The sequence below is a fragment of the Brevundimonas staleyi genome (genome assembly GCF_041893865.1).
Lineage (GTDB): Bacteria > Pseudomonadota > Alphaproteobacteria > Caulobacterales > Caulobacteraceae > Brevundimonas > Brevundimonas staleyi.
On the sequence record NZ_CP169082.1, the window covers coordinates 1,965,770 to 1,981,652 of the forward strand.

Annotated in this window: 19 protein-coding genes and 1 other RNA gene; 9 read left to right on the forward strand and 11 right to left on the reverse strand. The window is 67.6% G+C overall.

From position 1 onward, the window contains the following. Positions 1–5: 5 nt before the first annotated feature. Positions 6–1,397 (reverse strand): class II fumarate hydratase, encoded by a 1,392-nt coding sequence (gene fumC / locus ACETK8_RS09870; RefSeq protein ID WP_374039323.1) that lies wholly within the window; start codon positions 1,395–1,397, stop codon positions 6–8. Between the two features lie 96 nt (positions 1,398–1,493). Here fumC and ACETK8_RS09875 point away from each other — a divergent pair, with 96 nt between their 5' ends. Both ACETK8_RS09875 and ACETK8_RS09880 read left to right on the forward strand, forming a co-directional pair. Then, entirely contained in the window at positions 1,494–2,114 is a 621-nt protein-coding gene (locus tag ACETK8_RS09875; protein WP_374039324.1) for a peptidylprolyl isomerase, read from the forward strand. Further along, entirely contained in the window at positions 2,111–2,467 is a 357-nt protein-coding gene (locus ACETK8_RS09880; RefSeq protein ID WP_374039325.1) for a RusA family crossover junction endodeoxyribonuclease, read from the forward strand. Before ACETK8_RS09875 ends, ACETK8_RS09880 begins: the two co-directional genes overlap by 4 nt. On the opposite strand, the gene ACETK8_RS09885 is transcribed toward ACETK8_RS09880, so the two are convergent. The 3 genes from ACETK8_RS09885 to ssrA form a co-directional block, all read right to left on the reverse strand. Next, entirely contained in the window at positions 2,464–3,213 is a 750-nt protein-coding gene (locus tag ACETK8_RS09885; protein WP_374039326.1) for a C13 family peptidase, read from the reverse strand. The genes ACETK8_RS09880 and ACETK8_RS09885 overlap by 4 nt on opposite strands. Before the next feature lie 52 nt (positions 3,214–3,265). Continuing rightward, a complete protein-coding gene (locus ACETK8_RS09890) occupies positions 3,266–3,751 on the reverse strand; it encodes an SspB family protein (protein WP_374039327.1) in 486 nt (161 codons plus the stop codon). A gap of 138 nt (positions 3,752–3,889) precedes the next feature. After that, positions 3,890–4,254, reverse strand: a transfer-messenger RNA (tmRNA) gene (ssrA, locus tag ACETK8_RS09895). Between the two features lie 83 nt (positions 4,255–4,337). Here ssrA and ACETK8_RS09900 point away from each other — a divergent pair. From ACETK8_RS09900 to ACETK8_RS09910, 3 genes are read left to right on the forward strand one after another with little or no spacing between them, the layout of a single operon-like run. Continuing rightward, the gene (locus ACETK8_RS09900) at positions 4,338–6,110 is read left to right on the forward strand and encodes a bifunctional protein-serine/threonine kinase/phosphatase (RefSeq protein ID WP_374039328.1); all 1,773 of its coding nucleotides are present in this window, start codon (positions 4,338–4,340) and stop codon (positions 6,108–6,110) included. A gap of 60 nt (positions 6,111–6,170) precedes the next feature. Beyond that, positions 6,171–6,563, forward strand: a complete 393-nt coding sequence (locus ACETK8_RS09905) for a BlaI/MecI/CopY family transcriptional regulator (protein WP_374039329.1) — start codon at positions 6,171–6,173, stop codon at positions 6,561–6,563. Next, positions 6,550–7,998, forward strand: a complete 1,449-nt coding sequence (locus ACETK8_RS09910; RefSeq protein WP_374039330.1) for a TonB family protein — start codon at positions 6,550–6,552, stop codon at positions 7,996–7,998. Before ACETK8_RS09905 ends, ACETK8_RS09910 begins: the two co-directional genes overlap by 14 nt. Positions 7,999–8,027: 29 nt before the next feature. Here ACETK8_RS09910 and miaA read toward each other — a convergent pair whose 3' ends face one another. Beyond that, positions 8,028–8,897, reverse strand: coding sequence for a tRNA (adenosine(37)-N6)-dimethylallyltransferase MiaA (gene miaA / locus ACETK8_RS09915; RefSeq protein ID WP_374039331.1), 870 nt, complete (start codon positions 8,895–8,897; stop codon positions 8,028–8,030). A gap of 166 nt (positions 8,898–9,063) precedes the next feature. Here miaA and ACETK8_RS09920 point away from each other — a divergent pair, with 166 nt between their 5' ends. The 3 genes from ACETK8_RS09920 to ACETK8_RS09930 all read left to right on the forward strand — a co-directional run bounded on the left by ACETK8_RS09920 (position 9,064) and on the right by ACETK8_RS09930 (position 12,117). Then, a complete protein-coding gene (locus tag ACETK8_RS09920) occupies positions 9,064–10,113 on the forward strand; it encodes an Mrp/NBP35 family ATP-binding protein (protein WP_374039386.1) in 1,050 nt (349 codons plus the stop codon). A 124-nt stretch (positions 10,114–10,237) separates the two neighbouring features. After that, a complete protein-coding gene (locus ACETK8_RS09925) occupies positions 10,238–11,335 on the forward strand; it encodes an NADH:flavin oxidoreductase (protein WP_374039332.1) in 1,098 nt (365 codons plus the stop codon). A gap of 26 nt (positions 11,336–11,361) precedes the next feature. Then, positions 11,362–12,117: a sterol desaturase family protein gene (locus ACETK8_RS09930; RefSeq protein ID WP_374039333.1), complete on the forward strand. Its 756-nt coding sequence runs from the start codon at positions 11,362–11,364 to the stop codon at positions 12,115–12,117. Between the two features lie 62 nt (positions 12,118–12,179). Here the strand turns inward: ACETK8_RS09930 and ACETK8_RS09935 are convergent, their stop codons facing one another. Further along, complete coding sequence (locus tag ACETK8_RS09935; RefSeq protein WP_374039334.1) at positions 12,180–12,500, reverse strand: YbjQ family protein; 321 nt, start codon at positions 12,498–12,500, stop codon at positions 12,180–12,182. Between the two features lie 17 nt (positions 12,501–12,517). Then, complete coding sequence (locus ACETK8_RS09940; protein WP_374039335.1) at positions 12,518–13,045, reverse strand: dihydrofolate reductase; 528 nt, start codon at positions 13,043–13,045, stop codon at positions 12,518–12,520. 50 nt (positions 13,046–13,095) lie between these two features. Here ACETK8_RS09940 and ACETK8_RS09945 point away from each other — a divergent pair, with 50 nt between their 5' ends. Beyond that, on the forward strand, positions 13,096–13,680 hold the full coding sequence (locus ACETK8_RS09945; RefSeq protein ID WP_374039336.1) for a hypothetical protein: 585 nt from the start codon (positions 13,096–13,098) through the stop codon (positions 13,678–13,680). A 4-nt stretch (positions 13,681–13,684) separates the two neighbouring features. Here the strand turns inward: ACETK8_RS09945 and ACETK8_RS09950 are convergent, their stop codons facing one another. From ACETK8_RS09950 to ACETK8_RS09965, 4 genes are all read right to left on the reverse strand, one after another. After that, positions 13,685–13,984 carry a phosphoribosyl-ATP pyrophosphohydrolase gene (locus ACETK8_RS09950; RefSeq protein WP_374039337.1) on the reverse strand — a complete coding sequence of 100 codons (300 nt, stop codon included), beginning with the start codon at positions 13,982–13,984 and terminating at the stop codon, positions 13,685–13,687. Further along, on the reverse strand, positions 13,981–14,607 hold the full coding sequence (locus ACETK8_RS09955; protein WP_374039338.1) for a hypothetical protein: 627 nt from the start codon (positions 14,605–14,607) through the stop codon (positions 13,981–13,983). The genes ACETK8_RS09950 and ACETK8_RS09955 overlap by 4 nt, the downstream gene beginning before the upstream one ends. 11 nt (positions 14,608–14,618) lie before the next feature. After that, entirely contained in the window at positions 14,619–14,843 is a 225-nt protein-coding gene (locus ACETK8_RS09960; RefSeq protein ID WP_374039339.1) for a DUF2188 domain-containing protein, read from the reverse strand. Positions 14,844–14,926: 83 nt separating this feature from the next. Then, the gene (locus ACETK8_RS09965; protein WP_374039387.1) at positions 14,927–15,769 is read right to left on the reverse strand and encodes a thymidylate synthase; all 843 of its coding nucleotides are present in this window, start codon (positions 15,767–15,769) and stop codon (positions 14,927–14,929) included. Between the last annotated feature and the right edge of the window lie 114 nt (positions 15,770–15,883).

Below are 15,883 nucleotides of genomic sequence, written 5' to 3' on the forward strand. Positions count from 1 at the left end.
GGGGGTCAGCCCGGAGAAATCATCTTCTCCGGGCGCACCGCCTCGTCGAACTCGGCGTCGGTCAGGTAGCCGCCGCCGACCGCTTCCTGACGCAGGGTGGTGCCGTTCTTGTGGGCCGTCTTGGCGATCTTGGCGCAGGTGTCGTAGCCCAGCTTGCCGTTCAGGGCGGTGACCAGCATCAGCGAGTTGTTCAGGCCGCGCTCGATATTGTCCTCGCGTGCCTCGATGCCGACGACGCAGTTGTCGGTGAAGCTGATGGCGGCGTCGGCGACCAGGCGGACCGACTGCAGGAAGTTGTAGGCCATCACCGGGTTGAAGACGTTCAGCTCGAAATGCCCCTGCGAACCGGCGAAGGTCAGGGTCGAGTGGTTGCCGAAGACCTGGGCGCAGACCTGGGTCAGGGCCTCGCACTGGGTCGGATTGACCTTGCCCGGCATGATCGAGGAGCCCGGCTCGTTCTCCGGCAGGGCCAGCTCGCCCAGGCCCGAACGCGGGCCGGAGCCCAGGAAGCGGATGTCGTTGGCGATCTTGAACAGGCTCGCGGCCACCGTGTTGATGGCGCCGTGCGAGAAGACCATGGCGTCATGGGCGGCCAGGGCCTCGAACTTGTTCGGGGCGGTGGTGAAGGGCAGGCCGGTGATGCCGGCGATCTGTTCGGCGACCTTCTCGGCGAAACCGACGGGGGCGTTCAGGCCGGTGCCGACGGCGGTGCCGCCCTGGGCCAGTTCCATCAGGGCCGGCAGGGTCAGCTCGATCCGCTTGATGCCGTTCTCGATCTGCTGGGCGTAACCGCCGAACTCCTGACCGAGGGTCAGGGGCGTGGCGTCCTGGGTGTGGGTGCGGCCGATCTTGATGATGTGGGCCCAGGCGTCCGACTTGGCCTTCAGCGCGGCGTGCAGATGTTTCAGGGCCGGCAGCAGGTCCGACACCACCTGTTCGGCGCAGGCGACGTGCATGGCCGTGGGATAGGTGTCGTTCGACGACTGGCTCATGTTGACGTGGTCGTTGGGGTGGACCGGCTTCTTGGAGCCCATCTCGCCGCCCAGCATCTCGATGGCGCGGTTCGAGATCACCTCGTTGGCGTTCATGTTCGACTGGGTGCCCGAGCCCGTCTGCCAGACCACCAGCGGGAAGTGATCGTTCAGCTTGCCCTCGATCACCTCGTTGGCGGCAGCGACGATGGCGTTCCCGATGGTCGCGTCCAGCTTGCCCAGCGCCATATTGGTCTCGGCGGCGGCGCGCTTGACGATGCCCAGGGCGCGGACGACCGGCAGGGGCTGTTTCTCCCAGCCGATCTTGAAGTTGCCGAGCGAGCGCTGGGCCTGAGCGCCCCAGTATTTCGAGTTGTCGACTTCGATGGGGCCGAAGGTGTCGGTCTCGGTGCGGAACTGGGTCATCGCGGCAAGGCTTTCGTCAGGCGTGGCGGGAAGATGCGCGGGGGTGTAGCACGGGGGGAGGGGCGGGCAAGTCGCCCAAGGTCGCAAGAGGTCGGTATGAGGGCGATGAAGCGGGTCGTGGCGGGCCTTGTGGTGGGGGCGGCCGTCCTGTCCGGCGCCGCAGCGACGGCCCAGCCGGCGCGGCCTCTGGTCATTCTGCACACCACGCAAGGCGACATCGTCCTTCAACTCGACGCCGACCATGCGCCGATCACCACCTGCAACTTCCTGCGCTACGTCGAGGACGGACGCTATGCGGGCGGCAGCTTCTTCCGGACCGTGGTGGCCGAGACCAACGACAATCCGAACCCAATCGACGTGATCCAGGCCGCGACGACCGCGGGCAGCGACGATCCGGGCCTGGGGCCCATCCCGCTGGAGCGGACCCGCGACACGGGCCTGCGTCACTCGGCCGGGTCCATCTCCATGGCGCGCGACGGGCCGGACACGGCGACCTCCAGCTTCTTCATCGTGGTCAAGGATACGCCGGCGCTCGACTTCGGCGGAGCGCGCAATCCGGACGGCCAGGGGTTCGCCGCCTTCGGTTCGGTCCTGTCGGGCATGGAGATCGTCGAGGCGATCCAGACGGCCCCGGCGACAGACGAACAACTGGCCGAGCCCGTGGTGATCGGCGCGGCGACCCTGGCCGGGGCCCGCCCGGCGGTCTGCGACCGATGACGGCCGGCTGGATCGGCACGGGCAAGGTTCGGGCGCGCGAAGAAGGCGAGGTGGTGGAGATCACCATCGACGGCCTGACCACCCAGGCCAAATACTACAAGCCGCTCGTCTATGAGTTCATGCGCAAGGAATGGGTCTCGCGCCCCAGCTACGGCGACTATGTCGTCGAGATCGTCATGGAGCATGTCGGCGATCCGCCGTGGATGGACCTGGACAACCTCGCCAAGGCCCTGCTGGACGCCATCAAGGGCTATCTGTTCCACGACGACAGCCAGGTCGCCCGCCTTCTCGTCGAACGGCGCGAGGGCGAACGCGAGCGGATCACGATCCGGAGCTTCCCCCGGAAGTCCTAACCCGGCGGGCGGGTGAACCTCAGCGTCGGCAGCAGCAGCTGCATGTCCGACCCGATCGAGACCTGGGGCTCGGACGCCGGGGTCAGGCCTTCCGCCTCCTCGCGGGTCTTCACACAGGTGCGGGCGGCGTTGGCCAGGGCGATGAAGTCGGACGCCGTCGGCAGGGACTGGATCACGCAGCCGTCGAAATAGGGATGTTCCGCATCCTCCGAACAGCCGAAGGAGGGACGGTCGCGACGCGCGGCCGTCATGATCATCCGGTTCGGGGCGGCCAGACCGTCGACGAAGATGCCGGAATAGCAGGCCGAGACCACGATGACCGTCGGCCGCGCGCCGCAGATCTCGTTCACCATGGTCGCCATGCGGGTGGGGGTCAGCCTCTGGACCTGACCGAACACCATGGCCTGTGGGCTGCCGTGGGAGGTGAAATAGAGCAGGCACCCGCGCTGGGCCCGACCGGCGACCTCGGTGATGCCCCGGATCGCCGCGTCTCCGGTGACGACGGGCGTCACGTCCGGCCGCAGGGTGGCGTCATACATATCCGCCCGCGAAAACCCGGCCGCCAGAAAGCCCGAGACCAGATCGCGCCGCGCATTGTCGAAGGCCTGGATCGGCTGACCATCGCTGGTGCGCCAGTCGGCGGCGACGATGGCCGAGGCCCAGCCGTCGAAACGGCCGGGCGTCTGGGCGTGGGCCGCGCCCGCGACCCACCACGACAGGATGACGATGACGGCAAATCTCAGCACGCGTCCCTCCAGGCTGAGGGAAGCTTAACGCGAGAGTGCGGGCTGAAAAGCCCTACTTCTTCCGGAACTGGTCCAGAGACACGACCTTCGGACCGTCGTCGCCGGTCGGCGGCGTCTCGGTGCGCGGCGGCGGGGTCAGTTCGGCGACGGGTTCCGGCACGGGCTCGGGCGCCTCGAACTGCAGCAGGAACTGGACGCTGGGGTCGTAGAACCGCGTCACGGCCGTATAGGGCACGGTCAGGACCTTGGGCATGCCGCCGAACTTCAGCATGACCGAGAACAGGTCGTGCTCGACGGCCAGGTCCCAGTACTGGTGCTGCAGCACCACCGTCATCTCGTCGGGATATTTGGCGATCACGTCCGGCGGGACGGACACGCCGGGGCCGCGCGTCTTGAAGGTGATGTAGAAATGGTGCGCGCCGGGAATGCCCGACGGGCTGGCCGCGCGTTCGAGGGCGGAGCGGATCACGCCGCGCAGGGCGTCCTGCGCCAGCTTCTCGTACTCCATCTCGTCGATGGGCGGGGTCTCTTCGGCCATGGGTATCCTCGCTGCGGGGCGACAGATAGCGGCGCCGGGCGCGGGGGGAAAGTCAGAATGCCGAGGAAAGCGCCGGGATTCTGTTGGCAGGCTCCCGCCCATTCTTTTCAGAAAGAAGGAGGGCGCTTCGGAAGAGGAAGTGGAGGGCTTCTGTTGGCAGGCGCCCTCCGGGCCCCGCCTGAGGATCTGAACCCTCAGGACTTAAGATTCGAAATCAACCGAACCGCATTACGCGGCGAGGCGGACTTCTCCAGCGAAGTTATCGTTCGCAGTTAGAAAATGGCCCGATACGGTGGGCCAGGACGAGCGAAAGCAGTCTTCTTTACACGTCCGTCGATGCTAGTCGGCCCCATAAGCCTCCGCCGATAACGCGGGGAGAAATGGTGGAGCCGCCGGGAATCGCACCCGGGTCCGGTCCGCTTATTACAAGCGCGTTTATCGCCATAGCCGGAGCGAACCCCGGCACGACCAATATAGGGGCGAGGCCGGAGAATTCCAAGTTGCCGCCCCACACCGTCATCCTCGGGCTCGACCCGAGGATCGGACGTTCCTTCGCTGGTGCGAAGACGCGAGGCATGGGAGGGTCGTGTTCGTCTTCGCCTTCCTGGGTGCGGACGGTCCGATCCTCGGGTCGAGCCCGAGGCTGACGGTTGGGGAGGCCTGGATGGACGCGGACGGCAGGCTGGAGATCGCGGCGGGCTTCGCGACCGCACTCGGCCCGCGCCGGGACAACCAGGATTTCGGCGCGGTTCACCTGGGCACGCCGTCCGAACAGGCCCTGCACGGCATGCTGGCCATGGTCGCCGACGGGGTCAGTGGCTCAAAGGGCGGGCGCATCGCCTCGGAGTTGGCCGGCCGCACCTTCATCGACGGCTATCTGGATCAGAGCCCGCTGAAGGGCGTGGCCGCCGCCGGGGTTGCGGCCCTGACGGGCTACAATCGCTGGCTCCACGCCAAGGGGCGGTCCGATCCGGAGATGGCCGGCGCCGCCACCACCTTCACGGCCCTGGTCATGCGGGGCAGGGAGGCCACGACCCTCCATGTCGGCGACTCCCGCGCCTGGCATTTCCGCGACGGCGTCCTGACCCGGCTGACCGAGGACCATGTCCTGACCCAGCCCGGCCTCAGCCATGTCCTCTATCGCGCCATCGGCATCGAGCCGGATCTTCGACTGGATGTGCGGGCCGTGACGCTGAAGGCCCACGACCGGCTCCTCCTGACCACGGACGGCGTCCACGGCGCGGTGTCGGAGGAGGACCTGACGCGGCTCCTCGCCCGTCGCGCCTCGCCCGAAGCCGACGCCCAGTCCATCGTTGATCGGGCGGGCGAGGAGGAGACCCGCGACAACGCCACCGCCATCGTCATCGACGTCATCCGCATCGGGGCGGTGGATCAGGACGCCATCGGCGCCGAGGCCGCCGGTCTGGCCATCCTCCCGCCGCCCAAGGTCGGCGACAATGTCGACCGCTTCCAGCTGGAGCGGCTGCTGTCCGACGGCAAATACACCCGCGTCTTCGTGGCGAAGGATCAGGAGGGCGGCGGCCCCGTCGTCCTGAAATTCCCCAAGCCGGCTTTGCTGTCCGAAAGCGGCGCACGGGGCGCCTTCCTGCGCGAAAGCTTCATCGGCCGTCGCATCGACAGCCCCTATGTCGGCAAGACCCTGGGCCTCGACATGGGCCGCCAGAGCCGCCTCTACATCGCCCAGCCCCTCTATGTCGGCCGCACCCTACATGCCAGGATCGCCGAGGAACCCTTTGATATTACAGAGGGTGTTCGCATCGCCATCCGTCTGTCCAAGGCTGTCGCCGCCCTGCATCGCCAGGGCATCGCCCACCGCGACATCAAGCCCGACAACGTCATCCTCGAAGCTGACGGCGGTCTGAAGCTGATCGACCTCGGCGTCGCCCGTCTGCCGAAGATCGAGGAGTTCGCCGAGGCCGAGGCCCCCGGCACGATCGGCTACAAGGCGCCCGAGATGTTCGCCGACAACAAGGGCGACGCCCTGACCGACCAGTATGCGCTGGGCGTCACCCTCTACCGCATCTTCACCGGCGACTATCCGAGCGGTCAGGAGGAGGACTTCAACCGCATGCGGTTCGAGAAGCCGACCCGCCCTTCCAAACACCGTCCCGACATGCCCGCCTGGCTGGAAGCCGCCATCCTGCGCGCCATCGCCTTCGAACCGACCGACCGCTTCGACGAGGTCGAGGAACTGATCCACGTCCTGGAAAGCGGCAGCGCCGTCGCCGCCCCGCCGAAACGCGAACTGTCCCTGATGGAGCGGGAGCCGGTGCGCTTCTGGCAGGGGGTCAGCGCGCTGCTGCTGGTGCTGCTGTTGGCGTCGTTGATGGTGGGTTGAGCGACGATTGACGTTCAAGGGCGACAGTTGTAGCGTCCGCACGACAGATGCGGAGTTCCCATGTCGCGCAACGCCGATACCACCCCCACGGACGCCGAACTCGAGGTTCTGAAATGCTTCTGGCGCGACGGCGATCTGTCGTCGCGAGAGGTGCATGACCGTATCGCGGGCCAGCTCGACTGGACCCCCTCGACCACCCGCACCATGCTGGAACGGATGCGGGCCAAGGCCCTGCTGTCGCGCCGCGACGTCCACGGCGTGGCCGTCTATTCGCAGGCCCGGCCCAAGGTCGAGGTGCTCAACCTGATGATGCGGCGGTTCTCGGCTTTGCTCGATATGGACGGCGCCCTGCCGGCGGCGGCCTTCTCCGGCAGTCAGCTTCTGAACGATAGCGACATCGCCGAGCTGGAGACCCTGCTGAACGCGGAGGAGGCCGGCGATGACGACGCCTGAGCTTCTGGCCCTGTCGCTGGGCTTGTCCGTCGTCGTCGCGGCCCTGGCCTATGTCGGCGTTCGCCTGTTCGAGCGCGGCGTGGCCGATCCGGTCCTGCGCGAGCGGGCCTGGGCGGTCGCCCTCTATCTGCCGTTCCTGCCGGTCGTGCTGACGGTGGTCCTGCTCATCGGGCCCCGGCCGGTGGTCGAGGCGCCAGCCGTGACGGACACGACAATGACGGTCGAGATGGTCGCCGCTTTGCCCGCCCGCGCACCCGGCATCGACACGGAACAGGTCGCCTGGGCCCTGCTGGGGCTGGCCGGGCTTCTGGGTTTGGCGCGCGGCGCCGGACTAGCGCGTCGCACCCTGCGGCTGCGTCGTCTGGTGCGTGAAGCCTGTCCCGCCAGCCATGAGATGGTCGAGGTCGTCGGAACCTGCGCGAGGCTCGCGGGTGTGACGCCGCCAGAGGTTCGTCTCTGTCCCGCCGCCGGCGAAGCCCTGGTCGCGGGGGTCGCCGGGCCCATTCTGATCCTGCCGGCGTCTCTGGCCGGCGATCCGAACCCGGCGGTGCTGCGGGCAGTCTGCGCCCACGAACTGGCCCACCTGAAGCGGGGCGATCATCGGGCACTGTGGATCGAGGAGGTGCTGCTGACCGCACTCGCCATCAATCCAATCTTGCGCGCGATCCGCGACCGCCGGGCCGCCGCCCGCGAGGAGGCCTGCGATCTTCAGGTCCTCGCCCATGCCGATGGCGACGCGCGTCGTCTCTACGCGCGCTCCCTGCTCGATGCGCTTCGCGCCTCGACGGGAGGAGACGTGCCTGCCCTGACTTTCACCAGCAACAGAAGGATCTTCGTTATGCATCGCCTGAAAGCCATTCTGTCTCCCGCCCCCGTCGCGGGGAGCCGCTCGCGCCTGGCCCTTCTGGGCCTCGGCGTCGCCCTGGCCGCCGTCGCCGGCACGGGCTCGGTCGCCCTGGCGGCCAAGCGGGAGCCGGTCGTCGTGTCGGTCGTCATGCCGGTCCCGGCCGTCGCGACCGCGCCGGCTCGGGTCAGTGCGCCGGTCGCCATCCCGATCGCCGCCGCCGCGCCCGCTCCGGTCGCCGCTGTCCCGGTTGTCGAGGCTGTCCCTGAGCCCGCGCCGGAGCCGCGCGCCGTGCCTCAGGCCCAGGTGATCACTAACCCGAACTGGTCCCAGATGCCGACGCCGTTGCGGTTTCCCGCCGCCGCCCTTGAGCAGGACCTGACCAGCGGCAGCGCCGAACTGTCCTGCAGCGTGGAGTCCGATGGCCGCGTCACCGCCTGCACGGTCCTTACCGAGGAACCGTTGGGTGCGGGCTTTGGCGACGCCGCTCTGGAGGCCGCCGCCAGGGCGCGCCTGTCGCCCCAGAGCGTGGAAGGGGTGGCGGCCGGAGGCTTGCGCTTTATCGTCCGCTTCACCCGAAGCACTGACTAACCGAGAATACGGGTCTGGCGGCGCGCCCGTCAGGCCCTTGGCCACTCCCGGCACTGGTTCCTGAACCAGGTCAGCTGGCGTTTGGCGTAGTTGCGGGTGGCCTGTTGCAGGGTGTCGACGGCCTCGGCGCGCGTCGCCTTGCCGGCCAGCCAGGCGGCGATCTCGCGCACGCCGACGGCCTTCATGGCGGGCAGGGCGGGGTCCAGGTCGCGGGCGATCAGGGCGCGGACCTCATCCACGGCGCCGTCCTGCATCATGGTCAGGACCCGCGCGTCGCAGTTGGCGTAGAGGGTCTCCCGCTCCGGCTCCAGCACCAGCCGGTCGTGGGTCCCAGGCTTCAGCAGCGGCGACGTGCCCGCCCGCCAATCCGACAGGGACCGCCCGGTCGCCCGCGCCACGGCGAAGGCGCGGGTCAGGCGCTGGCGGTCGCCGCTCTCGATCGCCGCCTCGGCCGGCGGATCGAAGGTCGCCAGACGCAGGCGGAACGCCGCCTCGCCCTCTGTGTCGTACAGCGCCATGGCCTCCTCCCGCGCCTCGACCGGAACGTCAGGAATATCGGCCAACCCCTTGGTCAGGGACGTGAAATACAGGCCCGTCCCGCCGACGATCAGGATGGGATGACCCTGGCTGGCCAGTTCGTCGATCAGGGGCAGAACCGCGCGGGTCCAGCGCCCGACCGACCACGCCTCGGCCGCATCGACCATGCCGTACAGATGATGCGGGGCCTGCCGTTCCTCGTCCGCCGAGGGGCGGGCGGTCAGGACGCGCAGGTCGGCGTACAGCTGCTGGCTGTCGGCGTTGACGATGGCGGCGCCGGTCGCGCGCGCACGCTCCAGGGCGAGGCGCGACTTGCCCGACGCGGTCGGGCCGGCGATCAATGTGATGGACGGACGGGTCATGGTCCTCCTCCCTAGACCGTCACCCTCGGGCTTGTCCCGAGGGTCCATGTCCATGCGGATCAGATCGTCGCGATCAACCCATGTGTCGCGCCTTTCGCAGCCCGGGCGGATCAGGCATGGATCCTCGGGACAAGCCCGAGGATGACGGGCGTTGAAGGACAAGACCTTGATCGACCGCGCCTCCGTCGAAGCCGTGCTGAACGCCATTCCCGATCCCGAGACCGGAAAGGGGCTGATCGACGCGGGCGTGCCGAAAGGCCTGATGGTCGCCGAGGACCGTGCCGGCTTCGTCATCGAGGTCCCGGCCAACCGCACCGCCGCCTACGCCCCCGTTCGCGACGCGGCCGAGGCGGCGCTGAAAGCCATGCCGGGCATGGCCCGCGTCTCCGTGGTCCTGACCGCCGAGACCGCGCCGGTCGGCCGCAAGGCCTCCCTCTCGCCCGCCGCCGTCGATCAGGGCCGCGCGAAGGCCCCCGTGCCGACCGACCGTCCCGCCCATGTGAAGCGCGTCCTGGCCGTAGCCAGCGGCAAGGGCGGGGTCGGCAAGTCCACCGTGGCCGTGAACCTCGCGGCGGCCCTGGCCCGCTCCGGCCTGTCGGTCGGCATCCTCGACGCTGACGTCTATGGCCCGTCCCTGCCGACCATGCTCGGCCTTTCGGGCCAGCCCGCCTATGAGGACGGCGCCATCGTCCCGCACACCGCCCACGGCCTGAAGGCCATGTCAGTGGGCCTGCTGACCAAGTCCGACGACGCCATGATCTGGCGCGGCCCCATGGCGTCCCAAGCCATCACCCAGATGCTGACCCAGACCCGCTGGGGAACCGAAGACGCGCCGCTGGACGTCCTGGTCGTCGACCTGCCGCCGGGGACGGGCGACGTGCAACTGACCCTGATCCAGAAGACGCCGCTGGACGGCGCCGTGATCGTCTCCACGCCGCAGGAGGTGGCGCTTGCCGATGCGCGGCGCGCCCACACCCTGTTCCAGCGCGTGAAGACCCCGACGCTGGGCCTGATCGAGAACATGTCCGGCGACGTCTTCGGACGCGGCGGGGCGGAGGCCGAGGCGGGCCGTCTGGGCGTCGACTACCTCGGCGACCTGCCGCTGGACGCGTCGCTGCGTCAGGCCGGCGACGCGGGCGCGCCCCTGGCCGAGGGAGAGATCGCCGCACGGTTCGACGCCGTGGCGGCCAAGGTGGCGCAAAAACTCGGCCTCTAGCTTTCGTCATCCTCCGGCGCGAAGCGACCGGGGGATGACGAAAGAAATGGAGCGCGAAAGGGTTTTCAAAGGCAACGGGAACGGTCACCCTGTCGGTTCCTGTCCTTCCCCAGCGAGCCTCCCCATGAGCGTCGACGTCCTGTTCCGGCCCTTCACGATCAAGGGCCTGACCCTGCCGAACCGGATCGTCATGGCGCCGATGACGCGGTCCTTCTCGCCGAACGGCATCCCGACATCTGACGTCGCCGCCTACTACCGCCGTCGCGCCGAGGGCGACGTGGGGCTGATCATTACCGAGGGCACGGTCGTCGAACGCCCGGCGGCGCGCAACGACGCCCGGGTGCCGGTCTTCCACGGCGAGGCCCTGCCGGAATGGAAGAAGGTGGTGGACGAGGTTCACGCCGCCGGCGGCCTGATCGCGCCCCAGATCTGGCACGTCGGCTCGGCGCGCGGGCAGGGGGCCGAGTGGCAACCCCTCGGTCAGGTCGACAGCCCGTCCGGCCTCGTCATGCCCGGCAAGCAGAAATACGAGCCGATGACCGAGGAGGACATCGCCGACACCATCGCCGCCTTCGGCCGCTCGGCGCGCGCGGCCCGCGACCTGGGCTTCGACGCGGCCGAGATCCATTCCGCACATGGCTATCTGATCGACCAGTTCTACTGGGCGGGCGTCAATGCGCGCGGCGACCGCTGGGGTGGCCCGACCATCAAGGAACGCGCCCGTTTCGGCGTCGAGGTGGTCAAGGCGGTGCGCGAGGGCCTGGGCCCCGACATCCCCCTCATCATCCGCCTGTCGCAGTGGAAGCAGCAGGATTACGCCGCGAAGATCGCCGAGACGCCGGACGAGATGGCGGACTGGTTGTTGCCCCTGTCCGACGCGGGCGTGGACGTCTTCCACTGTTCGCAGCGCCGCTTCTGGGAACCGGAGTTTGAGGGTTCGGACCTGAACTTCGCCGGCTGGGCCAAGGCGATCACCAAGAAGCCGACGATCAGCGTCGGCTCGGTCGGGCTGGACGGCGAGTTCATCGCGGCCTTCGGCGGGGCGGGTTCGCGCCCGGCCTCGCTGGACGGCCTGATCCAGCGGATGGAGCGCGACGAGTTCGACCTGATCGCCGTGGGCCGCGCCCTGCTGGCCGATCCGCACTGGGTGCAGAAGATCCGCGACGGCCGCCAGGCCGAACTGACCGACTTCGAACGCGGCCACATGGCGGTGCTGCACTAGGCGCGGCGACCCGCTAGGCTGACGCCATGACCGTCGTCGCCGTCCTGATCACCACCGTCTGGCTGAGCCTGATCATCGGGGCGCGCTATCTGCTGGTCGCGGGCGCGGTGTGGCAGACGACGTGGGGATCATCCAAGGGCGTCGGAACCCGCCTCAACCGCGAGCGTCCGTCCCGGCGGCTCATGCTGCACGAGATCAAATACTCGCTCCTCTCCACGCCCATCTACGCCTTCCCGGCGGCGGTCGCCCTGGAGGCGTGGAAGGCGGGCGGGACCAAGCTCTACCTCGACCCCACGGCCTATCCCCTCTGGTGGCTGCCCGTCAGCTTCATCCTGCTGCTGATCGTGCAGGACACCCACTACTACTGGACCCACCGCCTGCTGCACGACCGCCGCATCTTCGGGTGGGCCCACGCCGCCCATCATCGCGCGCGCGACCCCAGCCCCTTCGCCAGCTTCGCCTTCGATCCGGCCGAGGCGGCCCTGACGGCCTGGCTCCTGCCGGTGCTGGCCTTCCTGATCCCGCTGAACATCTGGATGCTGGCGGTCATGCTGACGGTGATGACGGCCACTGCGGTGATGAACCACTGCGGCTGGGAGGTCTGGCCGGATCGCTGGGTGCGGGGCCGCATCGGCTCCCACCTGATCACCGCCACCCACCACAGCCGCCATCACACGCACATGCGCACCAACTTCGGCCTCTATTTCCGCTGGTGGGACCGGGCCTGCGGGACGGATGCGATGCCTGAGGCGAGGCAACAGGCATCAGGCAACAGGCAATAGAGGAAGGGCAGGAGTGGATCGTCGGTGTTCGGCCTGTTGCCTATTGCCTGTTCCCTATTGCCTCACTGAGGTTCGACCACCACCGCCGTCCCATACGCCAGCACCTCAGTCACACCCGGCATGATCTCGGTCGCGTCATAACGCAGGGCCAGAATCGCGTTGCCGCCGGCGGCCTTGGCGTGTTCGACCAGATGCTCGAACGCCTCCTGACGCCCGACTTCGGCCAGTTTCACATAGGCGCCGACGCGGCCGCCGATCATCGACTGGACCCCGCCGATGGCGTCGGACACGACGTTTCGCGACCGCACGGTGATGCCGCGTACGACGCCGATGTGGCGCACGACGCGGTGGCCGAAGATCTCGTTGGTGGTGGAGGTCATCATGGCGGGCGGCTCCTGTCTCAGATGCGCTCGAGGATGCGGAAGGTGAAGGCGTGATCGTCCTTATCACCCGCATCATGACGGTCGTTGGCGACCTCGCGGAAGAGGGATTCGTCGAACGCCGGGAAGAAGGTGTCGCCCTCCGGCTCCGCATCCACCTCGGTGATGTAGAGCCGCTTGGCGCGGGGCAGGGCGGCCTCGAACAGGGCCGAGCCGCCGATGACGCAGATCTCGTCCACCCCGTCGTCCTCGGCCGTCTCCCGCGCGATGTCCAGGGCGTCCGAGAGGCTGGAGACCACCACCGCCCCCTTGGCCTTGCCCGATTCCTCGTAGGAGAGGTCGCGCGACAGCACCAGGTTCAGCCGGCCGGGCAGGGGGCGCAGAGGCAAGCTCTCCCACGTCGCCCGACCCATGATGCAGGGCTTTCCGGTCGTGATCGCCTTGAACCGTTGCAGGTCCGAACGCAGCCGCCACGGCATGTCGCCATCCATGCCGATGACATTGTTCTTCGCGCGAGCGACGACGAGGGAAATCGAGGGAACGGTCAAGCTGTGAACTCGCTTAAGGCAGACCCCTTCTTTGAAACATGAGGTCCTCCGTGAGCAAGTACGCCCTGCCCATCATCGTCGGCTTCGTCGTCGCCTTCGTCATTTCAGGCGCGCTCGCCTTCATGGCGGCGGTCGCGGGCGGGGACGCAGGACTCATTCCGATGATGGTCGGCGGCTTCTTCGGCGTCTTCACCGCCTACATCATGGCCAATCTGGCCGGGAACCGGAAAGGCGTGGCGGCCAGTTCGGAGCAGAAGGCGGCGGCCGTCTCCCTGACCCCGCCGGCCGGTCAGGCCCTGCTGATCGTCATGCGCGAGGGCTTCGTCGGCATGGCCGCCGGACTGAACGTCACCGTCGACGGCAAGATCGTCGCCCAGCTGAAGAGCCCGCGCTTCACCGCCATCCCCCTGTCGGTCGGGTCGCACGAGATGGAGCTGGCCTTCGCCGCCCTGGCCGGGAAACAGAACAAGCCCGCTGTTGAACGCTTCGGCGCCGGGGCGGGAGAGGTCGTCGTCTATCGCGCCAAGGTCGCCATGGGCGCGCTCCAGAACACCATCGCCCTGGAACGCATCCACGCCGACGCCGACCTGTCGAACAAACTGCGCGGCATGACCATGACGGCCCCGGACGCCTGAACGATCAGGCTTTCGGCTCCAGCCAGTGCAGCCACTTGTCCTGCATGGCCTGTTCGATATCGATCCCGGCGCGGTCGCAGTAGATCAGCAGCATGCCGAGCACGTCGGCGGCTTCGTCGGCCAGCGCCTTCGGGTCCGCCTCGCCGCGCGCCCGGCCGCTGACGCGCAGATGCTCGGCCGTCAGCTCGCCCAGCTCCTCCTGCAGCTTCAGGATGGCCCAGTCGCCGGAGCGGTCGATGCCGTGCTCGCGGGCGTAGATGTCGGAGATGCGGGCGACGGAGGCGGAGAGATCGGAGAGGGTCATAGCGGGTTATCGGCCACCCAGACCTCCATGCTTCTCATCAGCGTCGACAGCGGAAGACGGTCGATGTCCCGCCGCGAAAAGCCGCGAGCGACTAGGCTGTCGTCGTTGTCCGCCACGAAATCTGTGAACTGGTCCCACAGGCGGGACGGGCCGTCGATATCAAGTCTGGCTTCCTGATCGAGCCAGTTGCGCACGGCGGTGAACGCCTCAAGTGGATCATTCCCATGCGCGACAATGTCGGAGTTGGAGAGATCGGATAACGCCGCCTGGTACCGGTAGCGTTCAGTCTCGAGGATCAGGCATTTCTTGGTGCGCCAACGCTCGTCATCGGCACCCTTGAAGCGCTTGCAGCCGATATCGAGGCCGAGTTCCAGAGGCATGTTCAGGCGAAACATCTCTCCGGCCTTGCCAGCCTTGATCCGTGACAGATCGTGAATTCCGAACTGGGAATCTTCGATCAACTCGAGAATTTTCTCGATCCTGGGTTCGGTACCGTCGAGCCGTTCGGAGGCGATGCGAGGCTGGAAGCCTAGACGATAGATGCAGAAGACGATGGGACGAAGCAGCGACAGATAGTCGTTGTCGAATGGGCAGTTGATGAAGACGTTTCGCTCGAACGGCAATCGCGCCGCCTTCAGCCCTTGGGGGGATAAGGATCGCGGCCGTAGCTGTCGCGCTCGCGGATCGTCCCATCCTTGCGGTGAACGTAAAATTCGACGCCGTCTCGGCGGGCGATGCTGCGTCCGAACTTGATCGCTTCGGCCTGGGTCCCGAAAACTTTCGTCGCTTTGGCCGCGCCGCTGTTGCGGACCGCCCACTCGCCGTTGGGGCGGGGTACGACGTGCTTCCCTGCTGACATGGCTGAATCCTAGACCGCAACCTGGGCCTTAATATGGGGTAGGGCCTCATAGCCGTCCAGTAGGAAGACCGCCGGCTTGCGGCTCACTTCGACACTTTTGCGGGGATGTGAGGCCAAGGTTCGTAGTTGAGGAACCGGAAATCACCGAACTCGTGTGAGTACAGGTCGGGTCGCTTGGTCATCTCAAGAGCCGGGAAGGCTCGTGGGTCCCGCGTGATCTGCAGCTTCGACTGTTCGATATGGTCCAGATAGATGTGGGCATCGCCGACGCTCCACACGAACTCGCCGACATCGAGTTTGACCTGATCGGCGATCATATGCGTCAGCAACGCATACGACGCGATGTTGAACGGCACGCCCAGGAAGACGTCGGCCGAGCGCTGATACAGCTGGCAGCTCAGTTTGCCGTCGGCGACGAAGAACTGGAACAGGCAGTGGCAGGGCGGTAGGGCCATGTCCTCGATATCGGCCGGGTTCCAGGCCGAGACGATGTGGCGACGGCTGTTGGGATTGGTCTTCAGCCCCTCGATCAGCCGCTCGATCTGGTCGATCGACTCACCATTCGGCGCGGCCCAGGAGCGCCACTGTTTCCCATATACCGGACCCAGCTCGCCGTCCGTATCGGCCCATTCGTCCCAGATCGAACAGCCGTTGTCCTTCAGCCAGCGGATGTTGGTCTCGCCGCGCAGGAACCACAGCAGTTCCACGATGATGGAACGCAGATGCAGCTTCTTGGTGGTCAAAAGGGGAAAGCCCTTGGACAGGTCGAACCGCATCTGGCGGCCGAACACGCCCAGCGTCCCGGTGCCCGTCCGGTCGTCGCGACGCACGCCGTTGTCCAGGATGTCGCGCAGCAGGTTGAGGTACTGGAACTCCGGATGGTCCGCCGGCGCGGCGCCGGTGCGGGCTTCCAGGTCGGCGATCATCACATGGGCGTTCATGGGGCTGAGAATGCCGCTGATTCGCCTTGGCGACACGCGGCCGATTCGGTTGCTCACAGGAATGTGCCGATAGTCGAGGTCCGAGGTCAGGCTGAGTGC

Bases quoted from the DNA above. Each gene is read 5' to 3' on its own strand.
- fumC (WP_374039323.1), bottom strand. From the start codon at position 1,397: ATGACCCAGTTCCGCACCGAGACCGACACCTTCGGCCCCATCGAAGTC.
- ACETK8_RS09875 (WP_374039324.1), top strand. From the start codon at position 1,494: ATGAGGGCGATGAAGCGGGTCGTGGCGGGCCTTGTGGTGGGGGCGGCC.
- ACETK8_RS09880 (WP_374039325.1), top strand. From the start codon at position 2,111: ATGACGGCCGGCTGGATCGGCACGGGCAAGGTTCGGGCGCGCGAAGAA.
- ACETK8_RS09890 (WP_374039327.1), bottom strand. From the start codon at position 3,751: ATGGCCGAAGAGACCCCGCCCATCGACGAGATGGAGTACGAGAAGCTG.
- ACETK8_RS09905 (WP_374039329.1), top strand. From the start codon at position 6,171: ATGTCGCGCAACGCCGATACCACCCCCACGGACGCCGAACTCGAGGTT.
- ACETK8_RS09910 (WP_374039330.1), top strand. From the start codon at position 6,550: ATGACGACGCCTGAGCTTCTGGCCCTGTCGCTGGGCTTGTCCGTCGTC.
- miaA (WP_374039331.1), bottom strand. From the start codon at position 8,897: ATGACCCGTCCGTCCATCACATTGATCGCCGGCCCGACCGCGTCGGGC.
- ACETK8_RS09925 (WP_374039332.1), top strand. From the start codon at position 10,238: ATGAGCGTCGACGTCCTGTTCCGGCCCTTCACGATCAAGGGCCTGACC.
- ACETK8_RS09930 (WP_374039333.1), top strand. From the start codon at position 11,362: ATGACCGTCGTCGCCGTCCTGATCACCACCGTCTGGCTGAGCCTGATC.
- ACETK8_RS09935 (WP_374039334.1), bottom strand. From the start codon at position 12,500: ATGATGACCTCCACCACCAACGAGATCTTCGGCCACCGCGTCGTGCGC.
- ACETK8_RS09950 (WP_374039337.1), bottom strand. From the start codon at position 13,984: ATGACCCTCTCCGATCTCTCCGCCTCCGTCGCCCGCATCTCCGACATC.
- ACETK8_RS09960 (WP_374039339.1), bottom strand. From the start codon at position 14,843: ATGTCAGCAGGGAAGCACGTCGTACCCCGCCCCAACGGCGAGTGGGCG.
- ACETK8_RS09965 (WP_374039387.1), bottom strand. From the start codon at position 15,769: ATGATCGCCGACCTGGAAGCCCGCACCGGCGCCGCGCCGGCGGACCAT.